This is a genomic window from Shimia sp. (assembly GCF_965227725.1).
Classification (GTDB): domain Bacteria; phylum Pseudomonadota; class Alphaproteobacteria; order Rhodobacterales; family Rhodobacteraceae; genus Shimia.
In genome coordinates this window covers 605736-623242 of the sequence record NZ_CBDDGH010000001.1, presented here as the reverse complement: position 1 = coordinate 623242, position 17507 = coordinate 605736, and the positions used below count along the sequence as shown (strand labels likewise).

Sequence of the window (17507 nt, the reverse complement as noted above, 5' to 3'; positions counted from 1 at the left end):
TGTCCATGCGCGATTGCGCCGCTACCGTCGCGCTGATCAGAGGTTTGGAGAGCAAAATGTTGGAATGGCTGAAAATGGGCGTTGCGGATCTGGGGCGCGGGATCGAAGCCGGGGCGATTGATCCGGTGGCGCTGACCGAAACCTATCTGACCGCCATTGAAGGCCATACCCTTCGTGATCGCATCTATTCTGCGATCACCCGCGAGCGCGCGCTGGCAGAAGCCGCTGCCGCATCGGAGCGCGCCCGTCTGGGGCTGCGCCTGTCGCCGCTTGATGGCGTGCCGATCAGCTGGAAAGACCTGTTTGACAGCGCCGGTGTGGTGACCGAAGCCGGGTCTGCCCTGCTCAAGGGCCGTGTGCCACAGGAGGACGCTGAGGTGCTCGCCAATGCCACCGCCATGGGTCTGATCTGCCTTGGCAAAACCCATATGAGCGAGCTGGCGTTCTCGGGCCTTGGCCTCAATCCGATCACCGCCACACCACCCTGCGTGAATGACGCAGGCGCGGTGCCCGGCGGCTCATCGTCCGGGGCGGCCACCAGCGTGGCCTTTGACCTTGCACCTGCTGGCATCGGCTCTGACACCGGCGGCTCGGTGCGCATTCCCGCCGCCTGGAATGATCTTGTGGGTCTAAAAACCACGCCGGGGCGGATTTCCTGCAAAGGCGTGGTGCCGCTGTGCCGCAGCTTTGACACCATCGGCCCGATTACCCGCACCGTCGAAGACGCCGCTCTGCTCTTTGCCATGCTGGATGGCAGCGCCCCTGTGGATCTGCGCGGCGTGTCGCTGAAGGGCAAGCGCTTTGCGGTGCTGGAAACCATCGCGCTTGAAAACCTGCGCGAGGCCCCGCTGGCCGCTTTTGAGCGCGCCACCCACCGGATGAGCGTCGCGGGCGCGACGCTGGAGTTCATTCAGGCCCCTGAGATTGCTGAGGCCATGTCCCTCACCGCGCCGCTCTATACGGCCGAGGCCTACGGCGAGTGGAAAGACACCATCGAGGCGGCACCGGACAAGATGTTTGACCAGATTCTGGAGCGGTTCCGCGCCGGGGCCACCATCACCGGGCCGGATTACGTCGCCGCTTGGCAGCGCTTGCATGAATTGCGCGACATCTGGGAGGCCCGCATTGCCAGCTATGACGCCGTGGTGCTGCCCACCGCGCCGATCCTGCCGCCCAATGTGGAGCGCCTGATGACCGATCAGGAGTACTACATCACCGAAAACCTGCTCGCCTTGCGCAACACCCGCATCGGCAACCTCATGGGCAGCGCGGGCATCACCCTGCCTACGGATGTGCCCTCCTGTGGTGTGATGCTCTTGGTCAAAGGCGGCGATGAAGCGCGCCTCTTGCGTCTGGCCGCCGCCGTAGAGCCGCTTTTTCGTGCAGACTACGCCTCGCGTCACCTGACAAAGCCCGCTACAAGCGGCGCATGAAAAAATTTGAAATCTTTGTGGTGACCGCGCCTGGGCTGGAAAAGCCTCTGGCGGCGGAAATGGCGGATCTGGGCTTCAAAAAGCCCAAAATGATGCCCGGCGGCGTGCGCTTTCGCGGCAACTGGCAGGATGTCTGGCGCGCCAATCTGAGCCTGCGCGGCGCGGTGCGCGTGCTGGCGCGGATCGACAATTTTCAAGCCATGCACCTCAACCAGCTGGAGCGTCTGATCGCCGATATGCCATGGCGGCAATATCTGCGCACCGATGTGCCGCTGAAGGTGGATGTCGCCACGCAGAAATCCAAGATCTACCACGCGGGCGCCGCCAAAGAGCGCATCGAGCGGGGCTTGGCCACCGCCGTCGGCGCGCCCATTTCGGCAGAGGCCGACGTGGTGGTGAAGGCGCGGATCGACAATAATATGGTCACCCTCTCGCTCGACACCACGGGCGAAAGCCTGCACAAGCGCGGCCACAAATCCGCCGTCGCCAAGGCCCCCATGCGCGAAAACATGGCCGCCATGTTCCTGCGCCAGCTCGGCTTTGACGGCAGCCAGCCGGTCTATGACCCGATGTGCGGTTCCGGCACCTTTGTGATCGAAGCGGCCGAGATCGCCGCCGGGCTTCTGCCGGGGCGCTCCCGCAGCTTTGCTTTTCAGCAGCTCGCCAATTTTGACATCGAGGCGTTCCAAGCGCTGCGCAATGCCGAGGCAACAGCCCCCAGCGCACGCTTTTTTGGCTCCGACAAAGACGCCGGTGCGATCCGCATGGCAGGCGAAAACGCCAGCCGCGCAGAGGTGGCGGACTGGGCCAGCTTTACCCAAAAAAGTGCGGGCGAGATCATACCGCCAGATGGCCCCCCCGGTATCGTCGTGGTGAACCCGCCTTACGGCGCGCGGATTGGCGACAAAAAGGGGCTGTTTGCGCTCTACGCAAGCTTTGGCAAAGCGCTCTCGCAGCATTTCTCCGGCTGGACCGTGGGTATTGTCACCACCGACACAGGGCTCGCCCGCGCCACAGGCCTGCCGCTGGAAACACCCTTTGCCACCGTGGCACATGGTGGGCTGAAAGTGCAGCTTTACACCTGCGAGGTGCCTTAGGAGCCGCAAAGCGATGAGCCATCCACCTCTGCATCTCTGGGGCATCCATGCGCCGCTTGAAGAGCTCACGGGTGGCCATCGCAATACGGTCTGGCGCACGCGCGGCCTGCCCAAGGATCTGGTGCTCAAGTCCACCCAACACTCAGAGGCGGCCATGGCCTGGCTTGCAGAGGTGCAGGCCATCGCCCGTGCCGCAGGACTGAATGTGCCGCACATGCGCCGCAGCCTGTCCGGCGCTTGGATCGATGAGGGCTGGATATGTGAGGACTTTGTCGAAGGGGCGGTGATACCGCCTGCTGCGGCCTCTGACCTCTCCGCCCCGCTCAACCGGTTTCACGAAATGAGCCGCGCTGTGTCCCAACGGCCGGGGTTTTGTGCCACCGCAGACCTGCTGACCCGCGCGGCGGGCGGCGACGTTGATCTCTCGCAGATGCCCGCCGATATTGTGGCCCTGTGCCGGGCCGCTTGGGGTGCCGTGCAAACCACGCCGCTCTGTGTTGTTCATGGCGACCTTGCGCCGGGCAATCTGCTGCGTGATCCGCTGGGGCATCTCTGGCTGATTGATTGGGATGAATGCCGCCGCGACCTGCCGCTTTTTGATCGGGTGATGCTTGAGCCTATGGGGCCGCTGATGCGCCGTGCCCATCTCGCATGGGAGGTGGCCTGCGGCTGGCAGCGAGAGCCGGAATACGCCCGTCAACTTGCGCAAGACCTGCGCGGATTTTGATCTGTGAAATCCACGCAACGCCCGTTGGGGTAACCTTTTTTCGGACCGAAATTTCGCACCTACGCGATACAGCCGCAATACAGACGCGATACCGACGTTGTTTTTCATGGTTAACGCGGCTTTTGGCGCGCGCAACAAATGTGAAGATCGCGTGAAAAAGTGCTTTGAAATTTCACCAAACTGAGGCACCGTGAAATTAGAGGGAAAAATTTCACGACTGGATTCGCGCTATATGCTGCACGATGTGCCCCAAAACCCCCAGACGCTTGGCGCCGATCTGCGCGCGCTGCGCAAGGCGCGCGGCCTGACATTGACGGATATGGCAGAGGCGCTGGAACGGTCTGTGGGGTGGCTCAGTCAGGTCGAGCGCGACAAGTCCGAACCGACGATTTCCGATCTCCGTCAAATCGCGCAAGTCCTTGAAGTTCCTATGTCTATGCTGTTTGGCCAGTCCTCCGCGCTGGCCCATGAACAGGGCTATATCGTCCGCGCAGGCGCCCGCCGCCCGATGGGTGGCAGCGAGGAAGGGCTGATCGAAGAGCTGCTTTCGCCCGATCTCACGGATGATTTTGAGATGGTGCATTCCACCTTCGCGCCCCGCTCCGAGATGCAAGTGCCCGCCACGCGCCCCACGCAGGAAGTTGGCTATGTGGTTGAAGGCAAACTGAATTTACGGATCGGGACACAGGAATTCTCGGTCGGCCCGGGCGACAGCTTCCGCATCCGCGGCGAGGAATACCACTGGTCCAACCCTCACGACGAACCCTGTGTCGCGATCTGGGTGATCGCCCCGCCGGTCTATTGATGTTCTGACACACCAATCTGAGAAACGCTTAAAAAACAAGGAGGAAGGCCATGCTTGAGACATTCGCAAATATGGAAAGCGTCACGCTCTGGGCCTTCATGGCGGCCTCGCTGGTGATGTATCTGACCCCCGGCGCGGATATGATGTTCACCATCGCCTCCGGCATTGCGGGCGGACCCAAAGCCGGGTTTGCCGCCACCGTTGGTGTGACGCTGGGCTTGCTGATGCACATCACTTTGGCCGCCGCTGGCCTTGCCGTTGTGATCGCCGCATCTCCCACGGCCCTACTGGTGATCCGATATGCAGGGGCAGCCTATCTTCTTGTTTTGGCTTGGCAATCCTGGCGCGCCTTGCCGCCTTCTGAGGAGACTGACGGCCGTGCCAATGTCGCGCGTGCCCTGCGTCGCGGGTTCCTGACCAATATGATGAACCCCAAGATCATCCTCTTCATCCTCGCCTTTTTGCCCCAGTTCACCACACCTGAGGCCGGCCCCATTTGGCACCAGATCGCCATCTTGGGCCTCATGTTTTCCGCTGGTGGCTTCGTTGTGGTCTCCATGATCGGCCTCTCCGCAGGCTTGGTCGGAGCCAAGCTGAAGAAGGCCACCGGGGTTCTAAACAAATGCGCATCCATCATTTTTGGCGGCCTCGCTGCCAAACTGGTTTTTGACTAAGGGAGACCAACATGTCCGATTTTCCAACCAAGGCCCGCGTGGTCATCATCGGCGGTGGGGTCGTTGGCACCTCAAGCCTGTACCACCTTGCCAAGAAGGGCTGGACCGATTGTGTTCTGCTGGAAAAGAACGAGCTGACCGCCGGATCCACCTGGCACGCAGCTGGGAATGTGCCCACGTTTTCAAACTCTTGGGCCATCATGAACATGCAGCGCTACTCCACCGAGCTTTACGCCCGCTTGGGTGAAGAGGTGGACTACCCGATGAACTATCACCAGTCCGGCTCGATCCGGCTGGCGCATACCAAAGAGCGTGTGCAGGAGTTTGAACGGGCCATGTCCATGGCGCGCTATCAGGGCATCCCGATGGAGATGTGGACCCCGGAGGAGGCCAAGGAGCGCTATCCATTCCTTGAGACCCACGATCTCATGGGGGTGCTCTATGATCCCACCGACGGCGACATCGATCCGGCCCAACTCACCCAGGCGCTTGCCAAAGGCGCGCGGGACATGGGCCAAAAGATCATCCGTTTCTGCCCGGCGACCGGCGTGACCCAGCAAGAAGACAAAAGCTGGATTGTGCACACGGAAAAAGGTGACATTGCCTGTGATTATGTTGTGAACGCAGCAGGTTACTATGCTCAGCGTGTGGGCGAGTGGTTCAAGCCTTACGGCGGTCGTTCTGTGCCGATGATGGTGATGAGCCACCAGTATCTGCTGACCGAAGAGATCCCTGAGGTGGAAGAATGGTCCAAAGCGAACGGTGGTGTGAAGCTGCCGCTGCTGCGCGACGTGGATATCTCCTACTACCTCCGTCAGGAGAAACACGGCTACAACCTCGGCCCCTATGAGCCCAACTGTAAGGCCCATTGGGACACAGACGCCGACCCGATGCCGGATGATTTCTCCTTCCAGCTCTGGTCTGACGATCTGGACCGGATCGAGGACATCGTGACCGACGCCATGGAGCGTGTGCCGCTGATGGCAACCTCCGGCATCAGCCGTGTGATCAACGGCCCGATCCCCTATGCGCCAGACGGTTTGCCACTGATCGGCCCCATGCCGGGCGTGGAAAATGCCTTTGAAAACTGTGTGTTCACCTTCGGCATCGCCCAAGGCGGCGGGGCTGGCAAGGTGCTCGCAGAGTGGATCGTGGATGGCCACACCGAGTGGGACATGTGGGCCGTCGATCCGCGCCGCTACACCGATTACACCGATCATGATTACTGCGTGAAGAAAGGCATGGAAGTTTACGGCAACGAATATGCCATGCATTTCCCGCATCACGAATGGCCCGCCGCGCGCGACAAGAAGCTCTCCCCCGTCCATGACCGGGTGGTTGCACAAGGCGGTGTTATGGGGGCCTACAACGGCTGGGAGCGGGCCAACTGGTTCGCCAAGGACGGCGACGACACCTCGCTGGATGCCACCCACACCTGGGGACGCTCCGGCCCATGGGAGCAGCGCATCAAAGAAGAGTGCGAAGCGGTCCGCGATCACTGTGGTGTGCTTGATTTGCCAGGCTTTTCTCGCTTCATGGTCAAAGGCGAGGGCGCGGCCGAAGCGCTGCGCGGTCTCGTGACAGGTGGCCTTCCAAAGGTCGGCCGGATGAACCTTGTTTATGTCTCAGATGACCGGGGTCGCATCCTGACTGAGATGTCCTGTATCCGTCTGGGTGAGGACGAATTTGTGATGATCACCGCGGCCACCGCGCAATGGCACGACCGCGATATTCTGACCAGAGTCATGCCAGCAGGTGTGACGGTTGAGGATGTGACCACCACCCGCGACACGCTGATTGTCACAGGTCCAAAATCGCGTGAGATTCTGGCAAACCTGACAGATGCGGATCTGGAAAGTGGTTGGCTCACCCACCAGAGTGCAACCGTTGCAGGGCATCCTGCCTATCTGATCCGTGTGTCGTTTGCAGGTGAATTGGGTTGGGAAGTGCATGCGCTGAATGAGCATATGCCAGCAATCTACGATGCCATCATCACCGCTGGAGCGACGCCATTTGGCATGTATGCTCTCAATTCCCTGCGTCTGGAAAAAGGCTACCGCGCGTGGAAAGGCGATCTCTCCACGGATTACTCTCTGCTCGAAGGGGGCCTTGGCCGTTTTGTGAAGCTCGACAAGCCACAGGCGTTCCCGGGCAAAGCCGCGATCCAGAACGAGCTGCAGCAAGGCGTCAAAAAATCCTTTGTTACCTTGGTTGTAGAGGCCGGTGATGCGGATGCGCCTTACATGTCTTGTATCTGGCACGGCGATCAGATTGTGGGGGAAACCACATCTGGCGGCTGGGGGCATCGGGTGAATGCTTCCATCGCGCTGGGCATGGTGCAGACGGAGCTGGCAAAACCCGGCACGGAGCTTGAGGTTGAGATCTACGGCGAGAAATACCGCGCCGTGGTGCAAGAGGATCAGCCGCTCTGGGATCCGGCCAACGAACGCCTGCGGGCATGACGCAGGTCATCTTGAAAGATGGTGGATCGGGTCAGGAGCTCCTGGCCCGGTCATCCATGCCGGCCCATCCGCTTTGGTCCACCAAGGTGATGATGGAAGAGCCGGAGATCGTGCAGGCGGTGCATACGGATTTTATCCGGGCCGGCGCGCGTCTGATCACGCTCAACACCTATTCCGCCACTCCTGAGCGGCTCGCGCGGGAGGGAGTTGGCGATATGTTTGAAACCCTCCAGCAGCGGGCGATTGATCTTGTCAATGCTGCACGTGATGAGGTTGAAGCGGACGGCGTTAAACTGGCCGCCTGCCTGCCGCCGCTGCACGGGTCATATCGCCCGGATATGTCACTCGGCCACGCTGATTTGCTGCCTGCCTATCAGGAGATAGTCGCAGCGCAGGAAGCGGCTTGTGACGTCATCCTCTGCGAAACCTTGTCCAGCATTGCCGAGGCAACTGCTGCGGCTCAGACTGGTGTCGAAACAGGCAAGCCAACATGGGTGTTTGTCACACTCAAGGACGACAACAGCCGGACCTTGCGTTCTGGAGAGCCGCTTGAGGCTGCATTAGCAGCGCTCAAGGACATTAAGGTCGCTGGCATTGGCCTGAATTGCTCCAAACCAGAAGTTGTGTCCGGCGGGCTCCCGGCCGTGTTGGCGACAGGTCGCGCAACCGGTGCCTACGCCAATGCCTTCACGGGCATCGACCCGCTTGAAATCGGAGGCACCGTTGACGGGCTGTGCGCCCGCGATGATGTGACGCCCGCACGCTACTCGGACTTTGCCATGCAATGGGTCGCGGATGGCGCACGCTTTGTTGGCGGCTGCTGCGAGGTTGGCCCGGGTCATATCGCTGAACTGGCAAACCGTTTGAAAGAGGCAGGTTATGACTTGGTCGGGGCCTGACTTCATCTTGCTGAAATTAAGCCGGGTGTCCGGGGGCAGAGCCCTTGGCGGCCTTGGGCCTAAGCCTGTGAAATACCTGAAAGGACATCGTAATGGCTGATCTTCCAAACAAAGCACGCGTGGTGATTATTGGCGGCGGTGTGGTGGGCTGTTCTGTGGCGTACCACCTGACCAAATTGGGCTGGAAAGATGTTGTGCTTTTGGAGCGCAAGCAGCTGACTTCAGGCACAACGTGGCATGCCGCAGGCCTGATTGCACAGCTGCGCGCCACGGCGAATATGACCAAACTCGCGAAATATTCCCAAGAGCTCTACGGCAACCTTGAAGCTGAAACTGGCGTGGCCACAGGCTTTAAGCGGTGCGGTTCGATCACCGTTGCTTTGACCGAAGAGCGCAAGGAAGAGATCTACCGCCAAGCGGCCATGGCGCGGGCCTTTGGGGTGGAGGTCGAAGAGATTTCGCCTTCCGAGGTGAAAGCGCGCTATGAGTATCTCAACATCGAGGATGTGAAAGCCGGCGTCTGGTTGCCGCTGGATGGTCAGGGAGACCCGGCCAATATCGCGTTGGCTTTGGCCAAAGGTGCGCGGCAGGGCGGTGCCATCGTCAAGGAGCGTATCAAAGTCACCAATATCGCCAAATCCGGTCGCAAAGTGACGGGTGTGGATTGGGTCTCTGATGACGGCAACGCCCAAGGCCACATTGCCTGCGATATGATTGTGAACTGTGCGGGTATGTGGGGCCATGAAGTGGGCCGCCTGGCGGGCGTGAATGTGCCTCTGCACGCCTGTGAGCACTTCTACATCGTGACCGAAGGCATTCAGGGCCTCACTCAGATGCCGGTGCTGCGCGTTCCCGATGAATGCGCCTACTACAAGGAAGACGCAGGGAAAATTCTGCTTGGTGCCTTTGAGCCCAACGCCAAACCTTGGGGCATGAACGGCATTCCCGACAGCTTTGAGTTTGACCAATTGCCGGAAGATTTTGACCACTTTGAGCCGATCCTGGAAGCGGCTTGCAACCGTCTTCCTATGCTGGCTGAGGCGGGCATCCACACCTTCTTCAACGGGCCGGAAAGCTTCACGCCTGATGATGCCTACCACCTTGGGCTGGCACCTGAGATGGACAATGTCTGGGTGGCGGCTGGCTTCAACTCCATTGGTATTCAGTCTGCGGGCGGCGCAGGCATGGCGCTGGCGCAATGGATGACAGATGGCGAGCGCCCGTTTGATCTGGGCGATGTGGACATCAGCCGCATGCAGCCGTTCCAAGGCAATAAAACCTATCTGTTTGAGCGTTCCAAAGAGACGCTGGGGCTACTTTATGCGGATCACTTCCCCTATCGCCAAAAGGCCACAGCACGCGGGGTGCGGCGCACACCGTTCCATCATCACTTGAAAGAGCAGGGCGCCGTTTTTGGAGAGCTTGCGGGTTGGGAGCGGGCCAATTGGTTTGCGAATGAAGGCCAAGAGCGCGAATACCAGTACACTTGGAAACGCCAAAACTGGTTTGAGAACTCCGCCGCCGAGCACCGTGCCGTGCGTGAAAATGTCGGCATGTATGACATGTCGTCCTTTGGCAAAATCCGCGTGGAAGGTCCGGATGCCGAAGCCTTCATGAATTATGTGGGCGGCGGCGATTATTCGGTGCCAAATGGCAAGATCGTCTACACGCAATTTCTCAACCGCAGCGGCGGGATTGAGGCGGATGTGACCGTAACGCGGCTGACGGAAACCGCCTATCTTGTTGTCACGCCTGCCGCGACGCGGCTGGCGGATCAGACCTGGATGCAGCGTCACAAGGGCAACTTCAACGTGGTGATCACCGATGTCACCGCCGGCGAGGGCGTGCTGGCCATCATGGGGCCAAACGCGCGCAAACTGCTTGAGAAAGTGTCCCCGGCGGACTTCTCCAATGCGACCAATCCGTTTGGTACCGCGCAGGAGATAGAGCTGGGCATGGGCCTCGCGCGGGCACATCGTGTGACCTATGTGGGGGAGCTTGGCTGGGAAATCTATGTGTCCTCGGACATGGCAGGGCATGCCTTTGAAACGCTCTGGGACGCTGGACAGGATATGGGGCTGAAGCTATGCGGCATGCATATGATGGACAGCTGCCGGATCGAAAAAGGCTTCCGTCACTTTGGGCATGACATCACCTGCGAAGATCATGTGGTGGATGCGGGTCTTGGGTTTGCGGTGAAGACGGACAAGGCAGACTTCATCGGCAAAGAGGCGGTGATCGCACGCAAAGAGAGCGGCCCCAAAAACCGGCTTTTGCAGTTCAAGCTCACAGAGGCTGAGCCTCTGCTGTTTCACAATGAGCCGATCCTGCGTGATGGCGAATATGTCGGGTATCTGAGCTCTGGAAACTACGGTCACACCTTAGGTGCTGCCGTGGGGCTGGGCTATGTGCCGTGCGAAGGAGAAAAAGCCGCAGACGTTCTGGCGTCGACCTACGAAATCGATGTGATGGGCACCAAAATTCGCGCCGAGGCCTCTTTGAAGCCCATGTATGATCCCAAGTCCGAGCGGGTCAAAGTCTAAGAGGGGCGGGGTCATCATCAAGAATGGTGATGGCCTCCCTCACAAAATCGGGCGTTTCCTTCCGATGGGCCGGGCGGTATCAAGGCACGTCGCGGCTGAAGGAGACACCCATGGCGGCAACCAGCAACACACCCGAGAATGTGGATACGCCCAGAGGCTTTGCCTTTGCGATGGCGGCTTATTTGCTTTGGGGGTTTCTCCCGCTCTACATGAAGCTTCTCGCGCATATGCCAGCGCTTGAGGTTGTGGCGCATCGGGTCATTTGGTCTGTGCCAATTGCCGGGGCTGTCCTGATCATTCTGCGGCGCACGAGCGATCTGATCGCTGCGTTGCGCAATCCCCGCACGCTGGCCATGGGCTGCGTAACAGCGGCGCTGATCACGGTGAATTGGGGGATCTATGTTTGGTCGATCGCCAACGACCGCGCGCTTGATGCGGCGCTGGGCTATTACATCAATCCGCTGTTCAGCATTGCCCTTGCAGCCTGTCTGCTGGGGGAGCGGCTCTCGCGTCTGCAATGGATTGCCGTGGCTCTGGCCGCTGGCGCTGTGGCCGTGCTTTGGGCAGATGCGGGCAAATTGCCCTGGCCAGCATTGGCGCTCACCGTGTCCTGGGGCTTTTATGCCTTCTTCAAGAAGTCCCTACCGATTGGCCCCAACCAAGGGTTTTTGCTGGAAATTTTGATCCTGTCCGTGCCTGCAACGGGATATCTGGTCTGGCTGATATCAAGCGGGCAGGGGCATTTTATGCAGAACGCATACGATACCTGGCTGTTGCTGGGATGTGGCGTGGTCACGGCGGTGCCGCTGCTGTTTTACGCCAATGGTGCCAAGCTCATGCGGCTGTCGACCATTGGCATCATGCAGTACATTGCCCCGACAATGATCTTCCTCGTTGCGGTGTTTGTGTTTGATGAGCCCTTTGGGCAAGCAAGGATGATTGCTTTCCCGATGATCTGGCTGGCACTGGTGGTCTATTCGATCCCGATGCTGAGAGATCTGCTGGGCGAGCGCGGCTGAGGATCAGCCAAGTCGCGCGCGAATGTGGTCCGCAAACAGCGATGCCCAGAGCGTGTAGGCCTCTTCAGAAGGGTGATACCCGTCAGACGCCTGATAGCGGGTTTCAAAGGGCAGATCGATGGGCAGGTGGCTGAGTATCGGGTGTGTGGCCGCCAAACCTGCCAGTGCGTCGTCAAGGCGCGTGGCCTGCGCCCCCAGCACCCACCGCAAGGGTTGAGGCACCTGCGGGTAGGCACCCATCGGCGGCAGGCCGGATGCCACGATGGCCCGCGCGCCAAACTTCGTGGACAACAGATCCGCAAGCTCTGTCTGCCGCTTCACCCATTTGCGTCGGCTGCTGCCGCGCGTGACGTCGTTCACGCCGAGGGCGGTGATCGCCAGATCAAATGAGGCCGCTGGCAGGGCGCTTAGGCGTTTCAGCATACCCGTGGTGGTGATGCTGCTTTCACCAATCAGTTTCCAAGTCACCTGATGATCCTGCGCAAGGTTTTGCACCAATCGCCCGGACAGTGCTTTTTCCTGTGAGGTTGCGCCCACACCAGCGGCGGAGCTGTCTCCGACGATCAGCAGTCTGAGCGGCTTGCCGGAGCCGCTTTGCCCTTCGCGCGCACCCGGGGGTTCACTCAGCGTGTTGGCCCGCTGTCGCACACCCAGCCCCTGCGCTACCAAAACCGGGGTCAAAGGAATACGGGCAAGTTGGTCAGCAGCGGGCAACATGAGTTAGCTTAAAGCCTCTTTGAATTTTAGGAATCGCGGGTCTGTCATGACACGCTTGTTCATCGCATCACGCAGCGCCCCAATGGTCTTATATGGGCGCATCACCACTTCGAAATGCTTAATGTCACCCGCATCATCAAGGGTGATCAGATCAACACCCACACAGTCAAATTCACCCACTTTGCACTGGAATTCGAGCGCCCAGTCCTTGCCGTCTCCCATCACGCGGCGATAGCGAAAATCGGTGAAGACATTCCCCACGTGCCCAAGTACCGCAGCCACCGGGTCCCGTCCGGTCCATGTGGCCCAGTAAGTTGGCGGTTGAAATGTTACATCTTCAGCCAGAAGCGATTTGATGTCGTCTTCGTTGCCCTTGGCGACAACCTCTTGCATGCGTGTGATTGTGGGGTGCATCTGTGGTCCTCCCTTACTCTCCCACGTGTAGCCTGCGCATCTATAGGGGCAACTCAAGCCTGACGTCGGGTTGCCCAACCTGCCTCAAAGCCCTATGTCCGGCTCCATGACTGAAATCACCCCCTATGATCCGCCCCAAGATCCACTGGTGATCTTGCATGAAGACAGCGACATTGTTGTGGTCGACAAGCCCTCTGGCCTGCTGTCGGTGCCTGGGCGGGGTGAGCACCTTTCTGATTGCCTGATCAGTCGTGTTCAGACAGCTTTTCCAACCGCTTTGTTGGTGCATCGATTGGATCGGGACACATCCGGTGTGATGGTGTTTGCCTTGACCCCACACGCACAGCGTAACCTGTCGATGCAGTTTGAAAAGCGCAAAACCAAGAAGACCTATGTGGCGCGGGTTTGGGGAAAGATGGCGGAGAAATCGGGCACGGTCGACCTGCCGCTGATTGTGGACTGGCCCAATCGGCCACGTCAGATGGTAGATCATGAGAATGGCAAGCCTGCGATCACCGATTGGCGGGCGCTTAAGGTCAGTGAGACCGAGACGCGCGTGCGCCTGAGCCCTAAAACTGGCCGCAGCCACCAGTTGCGCGTGCATATGCTGGCGCTGGGGCATGTGATTTTGGGAGATCCGCTTTATGCGGAGGGGGAGGCCTTGGCGTTCCCCCGCCTTATGCTGCATTCAGAAGAGCTGCGGATCAACCATCCTGAGAGCGGGAAGGGCATGGCGTTTCGTGCCAAGGCGCCCTTCTAGAATTTAAGCTGCATTCTTGAACGCGGCTGAGAGAATGGCGGTGAGCTGATCGGCGTCTTCTTGGGTGAAAGCGTCGGGCTGGTTGCTGTCGATGTCAAACACGCCAAGCAGATCGCCATTGCCGTTCCAGACTGGCAAAACCAGCTCAGAGCGGGTGCTGCTGGCGCAAGCGATGTGGCCGGGGAAGGCATCTACGTCGGGGACGAGCTGTGTTTCACCGGTGCGCGCCGCTGCGCCGCAGACGCCGCGCGAGAAAGGGATTACCAGACAGCCGTGACCACCTTGATAAGGGCCGATCTTGAGCAGTTCAGGCGCGACGACGCGGTAAAAACCTGTCCAGTCAAAGCGGTCATCGGCGTGGTGCACTTCGCAAGTCACCGTGGCCATGAGGGCGACGGCGTCGGTTTCGCCTTCGGTGAGGGAGGCGATTGTGGCTGCAAGGGTGGTGTAATCCAGAGACATGAGCGTACTCCAAAAAGAAACCGCGCCTCAGCGATGGGCCAAGGCGCGGCTGTGATGTGAGTTTAGATGCCAGCGTCGACGATGGCTTTGGCCAGAACCGGCACAGAATTCTTGTTCAGGCCAGCGATGTTCATGCGGCTGTCGCCAACCATGTAAATAGCATTGTCGACACGCAGTTTCTCGACCATCTCTGGCGTGGTGCCCAACTGGCTGAACATGCCCCGGTGCTGCGCAAGGAAGCCAAAGCGATCAGAGCCGGACAGGCGCTGAAGTTCGCTGGCCAGCTGTTCGCGCAGCGCGAGCATGCCGAGGCGGGTTTCTTCCAGCTCTGCCATCCAGTCTGCCTTCAACGCCGGATCGGTCAGGATCGTGGTGACCACCCGTGCGCCATGGTCTGGTGGGAAGGAGAAGTTCTGACGGTTGAGGTGGTTGAGATTGCCTTGGGCGATGGCGGTGTTCTCCGCCTTTTCGCTCATGGCAATCAGCAGACCCGTACGCTCGCGATAGATGCCGAAGTTCTTGGAGCAAGAAGCGGCGATCAGCAGTTCTGGAACAGAGGCGGCCACCAGGCGCGTTGCGGCGGCGTCTTCTTCCAGACCGTCGCCAAAGCCCTGATAGGCGATGTCGATCATCGGCGTACAGCCTTTGTCGGTGATCAGGTCGATCACGGTCTGCCATTGTGTCAGGTTCAGGTTGGCGCCGGTCGGGTTGTGGCAGCAGCCGTGCAGCAGAACCACGTCATCGCGGGTCACGCCGGCAAGATCTTCCATCATGCCGTCAAAGTTCACGCCACGGGTCTCGGCGTCAAAATAGCGGTATTTCACCATTTCGATACCAAGGTGGTTCAGAATGCTGACGTGGTTGGGCCAAGTTGGATCAGACACAAAAACGCGGGCTTTGGGGTTTGCTGTCTTGATCAGTTCAAAAGCCTGACGAATGGCACCGGTGCCGCCCGGAGTGGCCACGGCAGCCAGACGGTCGCGCGCCACGGTGCCAGACAGCAGCATGTCTATCATGGCGTCCGCATAGGCCGGATCACCCGCCAAGCCGGTATACGCCTTGGTGATCTGCTCCTCGACAATCTTCTGCTCCGCCGCTTTTACAGCACGCATGACCGGGGTCACACCTTCGGCGTTTTTGTAAACGCCAACACCCAAGTCCACCTTGGTGGCACGGGGATCTTCGCGATACATGGCCATGAGGCCGAGGATCTTATCTTTGGGCTGCTCTTTCAGGTTGGTGAGCATCAGGCTTCTCCGGTTGCTACGGGCACAGTGGGGAACGCCCCCCATTCGGCCCATGATCCATCATAAAGGGAGTGATCGGTCTTTCCGAACCGTTCCATCGCGAGGCACAAAACAGCCGCAGTCACACCGGAACCACAGGTGGTGATGGCCGGTTTGCTGAGATCAACGCCTGCGCCTTCAAAGACGCCGCGCAGCTCCTCTGCGGTTTTCATCGTGCCATCTGAATTCAGCGTGTCTGTGAACGGTACGTTTTTGGAGCCGGGGATATGGCCTGAGCGCAAGCCTTCGCGGGGCTCGGGCGCGTCGCCACGGAAACGCGCTGCGGCGCGGGCATCAATGATTTCGTGATCCCCCAGTTTGGCCGCATGAGAAACCTGCGTCACGTCGCGCACCATGTGGTTTTGGCGGCGCACGGTCATGTGGCGATCGCGGATAATGGGTGGCAGATCTTCAACGGGGCGGCCTTCGGCGATCCATTTGGGAAGCCCACCGTCCAGCACTGCGATGTTGTTTTGACCCATCAGTTTGAAGAGCCACCAAACCCGCGCTGCAGAGAACAGGCCTGCACTGTCATAGACCACCACTTGATGGCCGTCTCCGACGCCCATTGCGCGCAGCCGTGACATGAATTTTTCGACCGGCGGCACCATGTGAGGGAGGTTGCTGCGCCCGTCTGAGATATCGTCGATATCAAAATAGCGCGCCCCCGGGATGTGGCGCTCCAAATATTCAGCGCCCGCCGTGTTCTCCATGCCAACGGGTGACATAGAGCCATCCAGAATGCGGAGATCTGGGTCCTTCAGGTGGGCGGCCAGCCATTCGGTGGACACCAATGTCTTGGGATCGTCGCTCATCTTATCCCTTTCCAGTAACACTAGAAACACTGCCTACATCCCGCACCCGCAAGAGGCAAGTGGCGGGGTGGCGCAGGGCTATTCTGGCGTCCAAAAGTCGGGCGCAAATCTAAATTCGATGAGTGAACCACTTTTGGTTGAATGTCGTAATCTTCCTCGGTTCTATCCAGGAGCTACATGTAAAGATGAGGGAGCAAATTGTGATGGCGGGAAAGGTCCTGATAATCGGCAGCGGTCCCAATGCGCCTTTGGCCGCCGATTGGCCAAGGGAACAGTTTGACCACATCGTTGTCATCAACAACGCATGGCGAGTGCGCCCCGATTGGACACATGTGATCTTTCCTGAGGACTTTCCCAAAGATCGACATCCGCCTGAGATCAGAAACGGGCAGAGCGTTGTGCGATATACGGAATATGTGCCGCAAAATAATGCCTTTGGCGGCGTGTTGTTTGCTGGCGGCACTATGGCCTTTACGGCTGGGTATTGGGCGCTGGGTGCTCTGAAGCCGAAGGTCGTGGCCTTCATCGGGTGCGATATGGTTTATCCCAAGCAGGGGAACACGCATTTTTATGGGACCGGGGCCGCAGACCCGCTGCGAGAAGATGTGTCGTTGCAAAATCTCGAAGGAAAATCGGCGCGCTTGGCGTTGCTCGCGGCACGAGAGGGATGCGCCTGCGTAAATCTGTCCGTTGAGGAAAGCCGCATGGTGTTCCCAAGGGCTGATTTACCAATGCTGAAAGATGCCTCCCCCAGTGCGAGTGCGTCGTCTGCTGATATCGCTGCGCTTCGCTCTAAAGAGGCATCACTGGGTTATGAGGCACCAAGTGGACGCTATTGGGAGATTCTTGAGCAGATTGATCCCAAAAAACTCGCCGAAATTGACGCAGAGTGGCTTGCGCTGTTTAGGCAGGTTTAGTCGCCGTGACGCAGTAGGCGCTGCTTTTGGCGGCCCCAGTCGCGCTTGGCTTCCGTCGCACGTTTGTCGTGGTTTTTCTTACCTTTGGCGATGCCGATCTTCATTTTCACAAAGCCTTTGTGATTGAAGTACATCACCATGGGAACCAACGTCATGCCTTTGCGCTGGGTCGCACTCCACAGGTCAGAAAGCTGTTTTTTGCTGACGAGTAGCTTACGTTTGCGCCGCTCGAGGTGCGGGAACATCGCGCGCTCATATGGCGCGATATAGGAGTTCACCAACCATAGTTCGCCGTCTTCCACAGCAGCATAGCTTTCTGCGATGTTGCCGGACTTCTCGCGCAAAGACTTCACTTCTGATCCCGACAAAACAATGCCAACTTCGATGTCATCATCGATGGCATAGTCATACCGCGCCCGCCGGTTCTCGGCGATCACCTTATAATTCGGATCAGAGTTCTTTTGCTTCTTGGCCATA

Annotated in this window: 17 protein-coding genes; 11 read left to right on the top strand and 6 right to left on the bottom strand. The window is 59.2% G+C overall.

The window, feature by feature from the left end; all coding sequences use genetic code 11:
* The first annotated feature begins 56 nt into the window (after positions 1 to 56).
* The 9 genes from ACO07T_RS03030 (at position 57) to rarD (ending at position 11659) form a co-directional block, all read left to right on the top strand.
* Positions 57 to 1433: an amidase gene (locus ACO07T_RS03030; RefSeq protein ID WP_422048207.1), complete on the top strand. Its 1377-nt coding sequence runs from the start codon at positions 57 to 59 to the stop codon at positions 1431 to 1433.
* The gene (locus ACO07T_RS03025) at positions 1430 to 2530 is read left to right on the top strand and encodes a THUMP domain-containing class I SAM-dependent RNA methyltransferase (protein ID WP_422048206.1); all 1101 of its coding nucleotides are present in this window, start codon (positions 1430 to 1432) and stop codon (positions 2528 to 2530) included. Before ACO07T_RS03030 ends, ACO07T_RS03025 begins: the two co-directional genes overlap by 4 nt.
* Positions 2531 to 2543: 13 nt before the next feature.
* The gene (locus ACO07T_RS03020; protein ID WP_422048205.1) at positions 2544 to 3257 is read left to right on the top strand and encodes a phosphotransferase; all 714 of its coding nucleotides are present in this window, start codon (positions 2544 to 2546) and stop codon (positions 3255 to 3257) included.
* 232 nt (positions 3258 to 3489) lie between these two features.
* Entirely contained in the window at positions 3490 to 4062 is a 573-nt protein-coding gene (locus ACO07T_RS03015) for a helix-turn-helix domain-containing protein (RefSeq protein ID WP_422048204.1), read from the top strand.
* A gap of 50 nt (positions 4063 to 4112) precedes the next feature.
* Positions 4113 to 4736, top strand: a complete 624-nt coding sequence (locus ACO07T_RS03010) for a LysE family translocator (protein ID WP_422048203.1) — start codon at positions 4113 to 4115, stop codon at positions 4734 to 4736.
* 11 nt (positions 4737 to 4747) lie between these two features.
* Complete coding sequence (locus ACO07T_RS03005) at positions 4748 to 7198, top strand: GcvT family protein (RefSeq protein ID WP_422048202.1); 2451 nt, start codon at positions 4748 to 4750, stop codon at positions 7196 to 7198.
* Positions 7195 to 8097: a homocysteine S-methyltransferase family protein gene (locus ACO07T_RS03000; protein ID WP_422048201.1), complete on the top strand. Its 903-nt coding sequence runs from the start codon at positions 7195 to 7197 to the stop codon at positions 8095 to 8097. Before ACO07T_RS03005 ends, ACO07T_RS03000 begins: the two co-directional genes overlap by 4 nt.
* A 92-nt stretch (positions 8098 to 8189) precedes the next feature.
* Positions 8190 to 10640 carry a GcvT family protein gene (locus ACO07T_RS02995; protein ID WP_422048200.1) on the top strand — a complete coding sequence of 817 codons (2451 nt, stop codon included), beginning with the start codon at positions 8190 to 8192 and terminating at the stop codon, positions 10638 to 10640.
* Positions 10641 to 10750: 110 nt separating this feature from the next.
* On the top strand, positions 10751 to 11659 hold the full coding sequence (rarD, locus tag ACO07T_RS02990) for an EamA family transporter RarD (protein ID WP_422048199.1): 909 nt from the start codon (positions 10751 to 10753) through the stop codon (positions 11657 to 11659).
* A gap of 3 nt (positions 11660 to 11662) precedes the next feature.
* On the opposite strand, the gene ACO07T_RS02985 is transcribed toward rarD, so the two are convergent.
* Positions 11663 to 12376, bottom strand: coding sequence for an SGNH/GDSL hydrolase family protein (locus ACO07T_RS02985; RefSeq protein ID WP_422048198.1), 714 nt, complete (start codon positions 12374 to 12376; stop codon positions 11663 to 11665).
* Positions 12377 to 12379: 3 nt separating this feature from the next.
* Entirely contained in the window at positions 12380 to 12790 is a 411-nt protein-coding gene (locus ACO07T_RS02980; protein ID WP_209078454.1) for a nuclear transport factor 2 family protein, read from the bottom strand.
* 106 nt (positions 12791 to 12896) lie between these two features.
* Here ACO07T_RS02980 and ACO07T_RS02975 point away from each other — a divergent pair, with 106 nt between their 5' ends.
* Positions 12897 to 13550: an RluA family pseudouridine synthase gene (locus ACO07T_RS02975; RefSeq protein WP_422048197.1), complete on the top strand. Its 654-nt coding sequence runs from the start codon at positions 12897 to 12899 to the stop codon at positions 13548 to 13550.
* 3 nt (positions 13551 to 13553) lie between these two features.
* Here ACO07T_RS02975 and ACO07T_RS02970 read toward each other — a convergent pair whose 3' ends face one another.
* The 3 genes from ACO07T_RS02970 to sseA all read right to left on the bottom strand — a co-directional run bounded on the left by ACO07T_RS02970 (position 13554) and on the right by sseA (position 16113).
* Positions 13554 to 14012 (bottom strand): GAF domain-containing protein, encoded by a 459-nt coding sequence (locus tag ACO07T_RS02970; RefSeq protein ID WP_422048196.1) that lies wholly within the window; start codon positions 14010 to 14012, stop codon positions 13554 to 13556.
* Positions 14013 to 14074: 62 nt separating this feature from the next.
* Positions 14075 to 15259, bottom strand: coding sequence for an aromatic amino acid transaminase (locus ACO07T_RS02965; protein ID WP_422048195.1), 1185 nt, complete (start codon positions 15257 to 15259; stop codon positions 14075 to 14077).
* The gene (gene sseA / locus ACO07T_RS02960) at positions 15259 to 16113 is read right to left on the bottom strand and encodes a 3-mercaptopyruvate sulfurtransferase (RefSeq protein ID WP_422048194.1); all 855 of its coding nucleotides are present in this window, start codon (positions 16111 to 16113) and stop codon (positions 15259 to 15261) included. The genes ACO07T_RS02965 and sseA overlap by 1 nt, the downstream gene beginning before the upstream one ends.
* A gap of 137 nt (positions 16114 to 16250) precedes the next feature.
* Between sseA and ACO07T_RS02955 the strand changes: the two genes are divergently transcribed.
* Positions 16251 to 17030 carry a hypothetical protein gene (locus ACO07T_RS02955; RefSeq protein ID WP_422048193.1) on the top strand — a complete coding sequence of 260 codons (780 nt, stop codon included), beginning with the start codon at positions 16251 to 16253 and terminating at the stop codon, positions 17028 to 17030.
* On the opposite strand, the gene smpB is transcribed toward ACO07T_RS02955, so the two are convergent.
* Entirely contained in the window at positions 17027 to 17506 is a 480-nt protein-coding gene (smpB, locus tag ACO07T_RS02950) for an SsrA-binding protein SmpB (protein ID WP_209065009.1), read from the bottom strand. The genes ACO07T_RS02955 and smpB overlap by 4 nt on opposite strands.
* Between the last annotated feature and the right edge of the window lies 1 nt (position 17507).

Coding starts and splice junctions, on each gene's coding strand:
- ACO07T_RS03015 (WP_422048204.1), top strand. CDS start 3,490: ATGCTGCACGATGTGCCCCAAAACCCCCAGACGCTTGGCGCCGATCTG.
- ACO07T_RS03030 (WP_422048207.1), top strand. CDS start 57: ATGTTGGAATGGCTGAAAATGGGCGTTGCGGATCTGGGGCGCGGGATC.
- ACO07T_RS03025 (WP_422048206.1), top strand. CDS start 1,430: ATGAAAAAATTTGAAATCTTTGTGGTGACCGCGCCTGGGCTGGAAAAG.
- ACO07T_RS02965 (WP_422048195.1), bottom strand. CDS start 15,259: ATGCTCACCAACCTGAAAGAGCAGCCCAAAGATAAGATCCTCGGCCTC.
- ACO07T_RS02980 (WP_209078454.1), bottom strand. CDS start 12,790: ATGCACCCCACAATCACACGCATGCAAGAGGTTGTCGCCAAGGGCAAC.
- ACO07T_RS03005 (WP_422048202.1), top strand. CDS start 4,748: ATGTCCGATTTTCCAACCAAGGCCCGCGTGGTCATCATCGGCGGTGGG.
- ACO07T_RS03020 (WP_422048205.1), top strand. CDS start 2,544: ATGAGCCATCCACCTCTGCATCTCTGGGGCATCCATGCGCCGCTTGAA.
- rarD (WP_422048199.1), top strand. CDS start 10,751: ATGGCGGCAACCAGCAACACACCCGAGAATGTGGATACGCCCAGAGGC.
- ACO07T_RS02985 (WP_422048198.1), bottom strand. CDS start 12,376: ATGTTGCCCGCTGCTGACCAACTTGCCCGTATTCCTTTGACCCCGGTT.
- ACO07T_RS02970 (WP_422048196.1), bottom strand. CDS start 14,012: ATGTCTCTGGATTACACCACCCTTGCAGCCACAATCGCCTCCCTCACC.
- smpB (WP_209065009.1), bottom strand. CDS start 17,506: ATGGCCAAGAAGCAAAAGAACTCTGATCCGAATTATAAGGTGATCGCC.
- ACO07T_RS02995 (WP_422048200.1), top strand. CDS start 8,190: ATGGCTGATCTTCCAAACAAAGCACGCGTGGTGATTATTGGCGGCGGT.
- ACO07T_RS02975 (WP_422048197.1), top strand. CDS start 12,897: ATGACTGAAATCACCCCCTATGATCCGCCCCAAGATCCACTGGTGATC.
- sseA (WP_422048194.1), bottom strand. CDS start 16,113: ATGAGCGACGATCCCAAGACATTGGTGTCCACCGAATGGCTGGCCGCC.
- ACO07T_RS03000 (WP_422048201.1), top strand. CDS start 7,195: ATGACGCAGGTCATCTTGAAAGATGGTGGATCGGGTCAGGAGCTCCTG.
- ACO07T_RS03010 (WP_422048203.1), top strand. CDS start 4,113: ATGCTTGAGACATTCGCAAATATGGAAAGCGTCACGCTCTGGGCCTTC.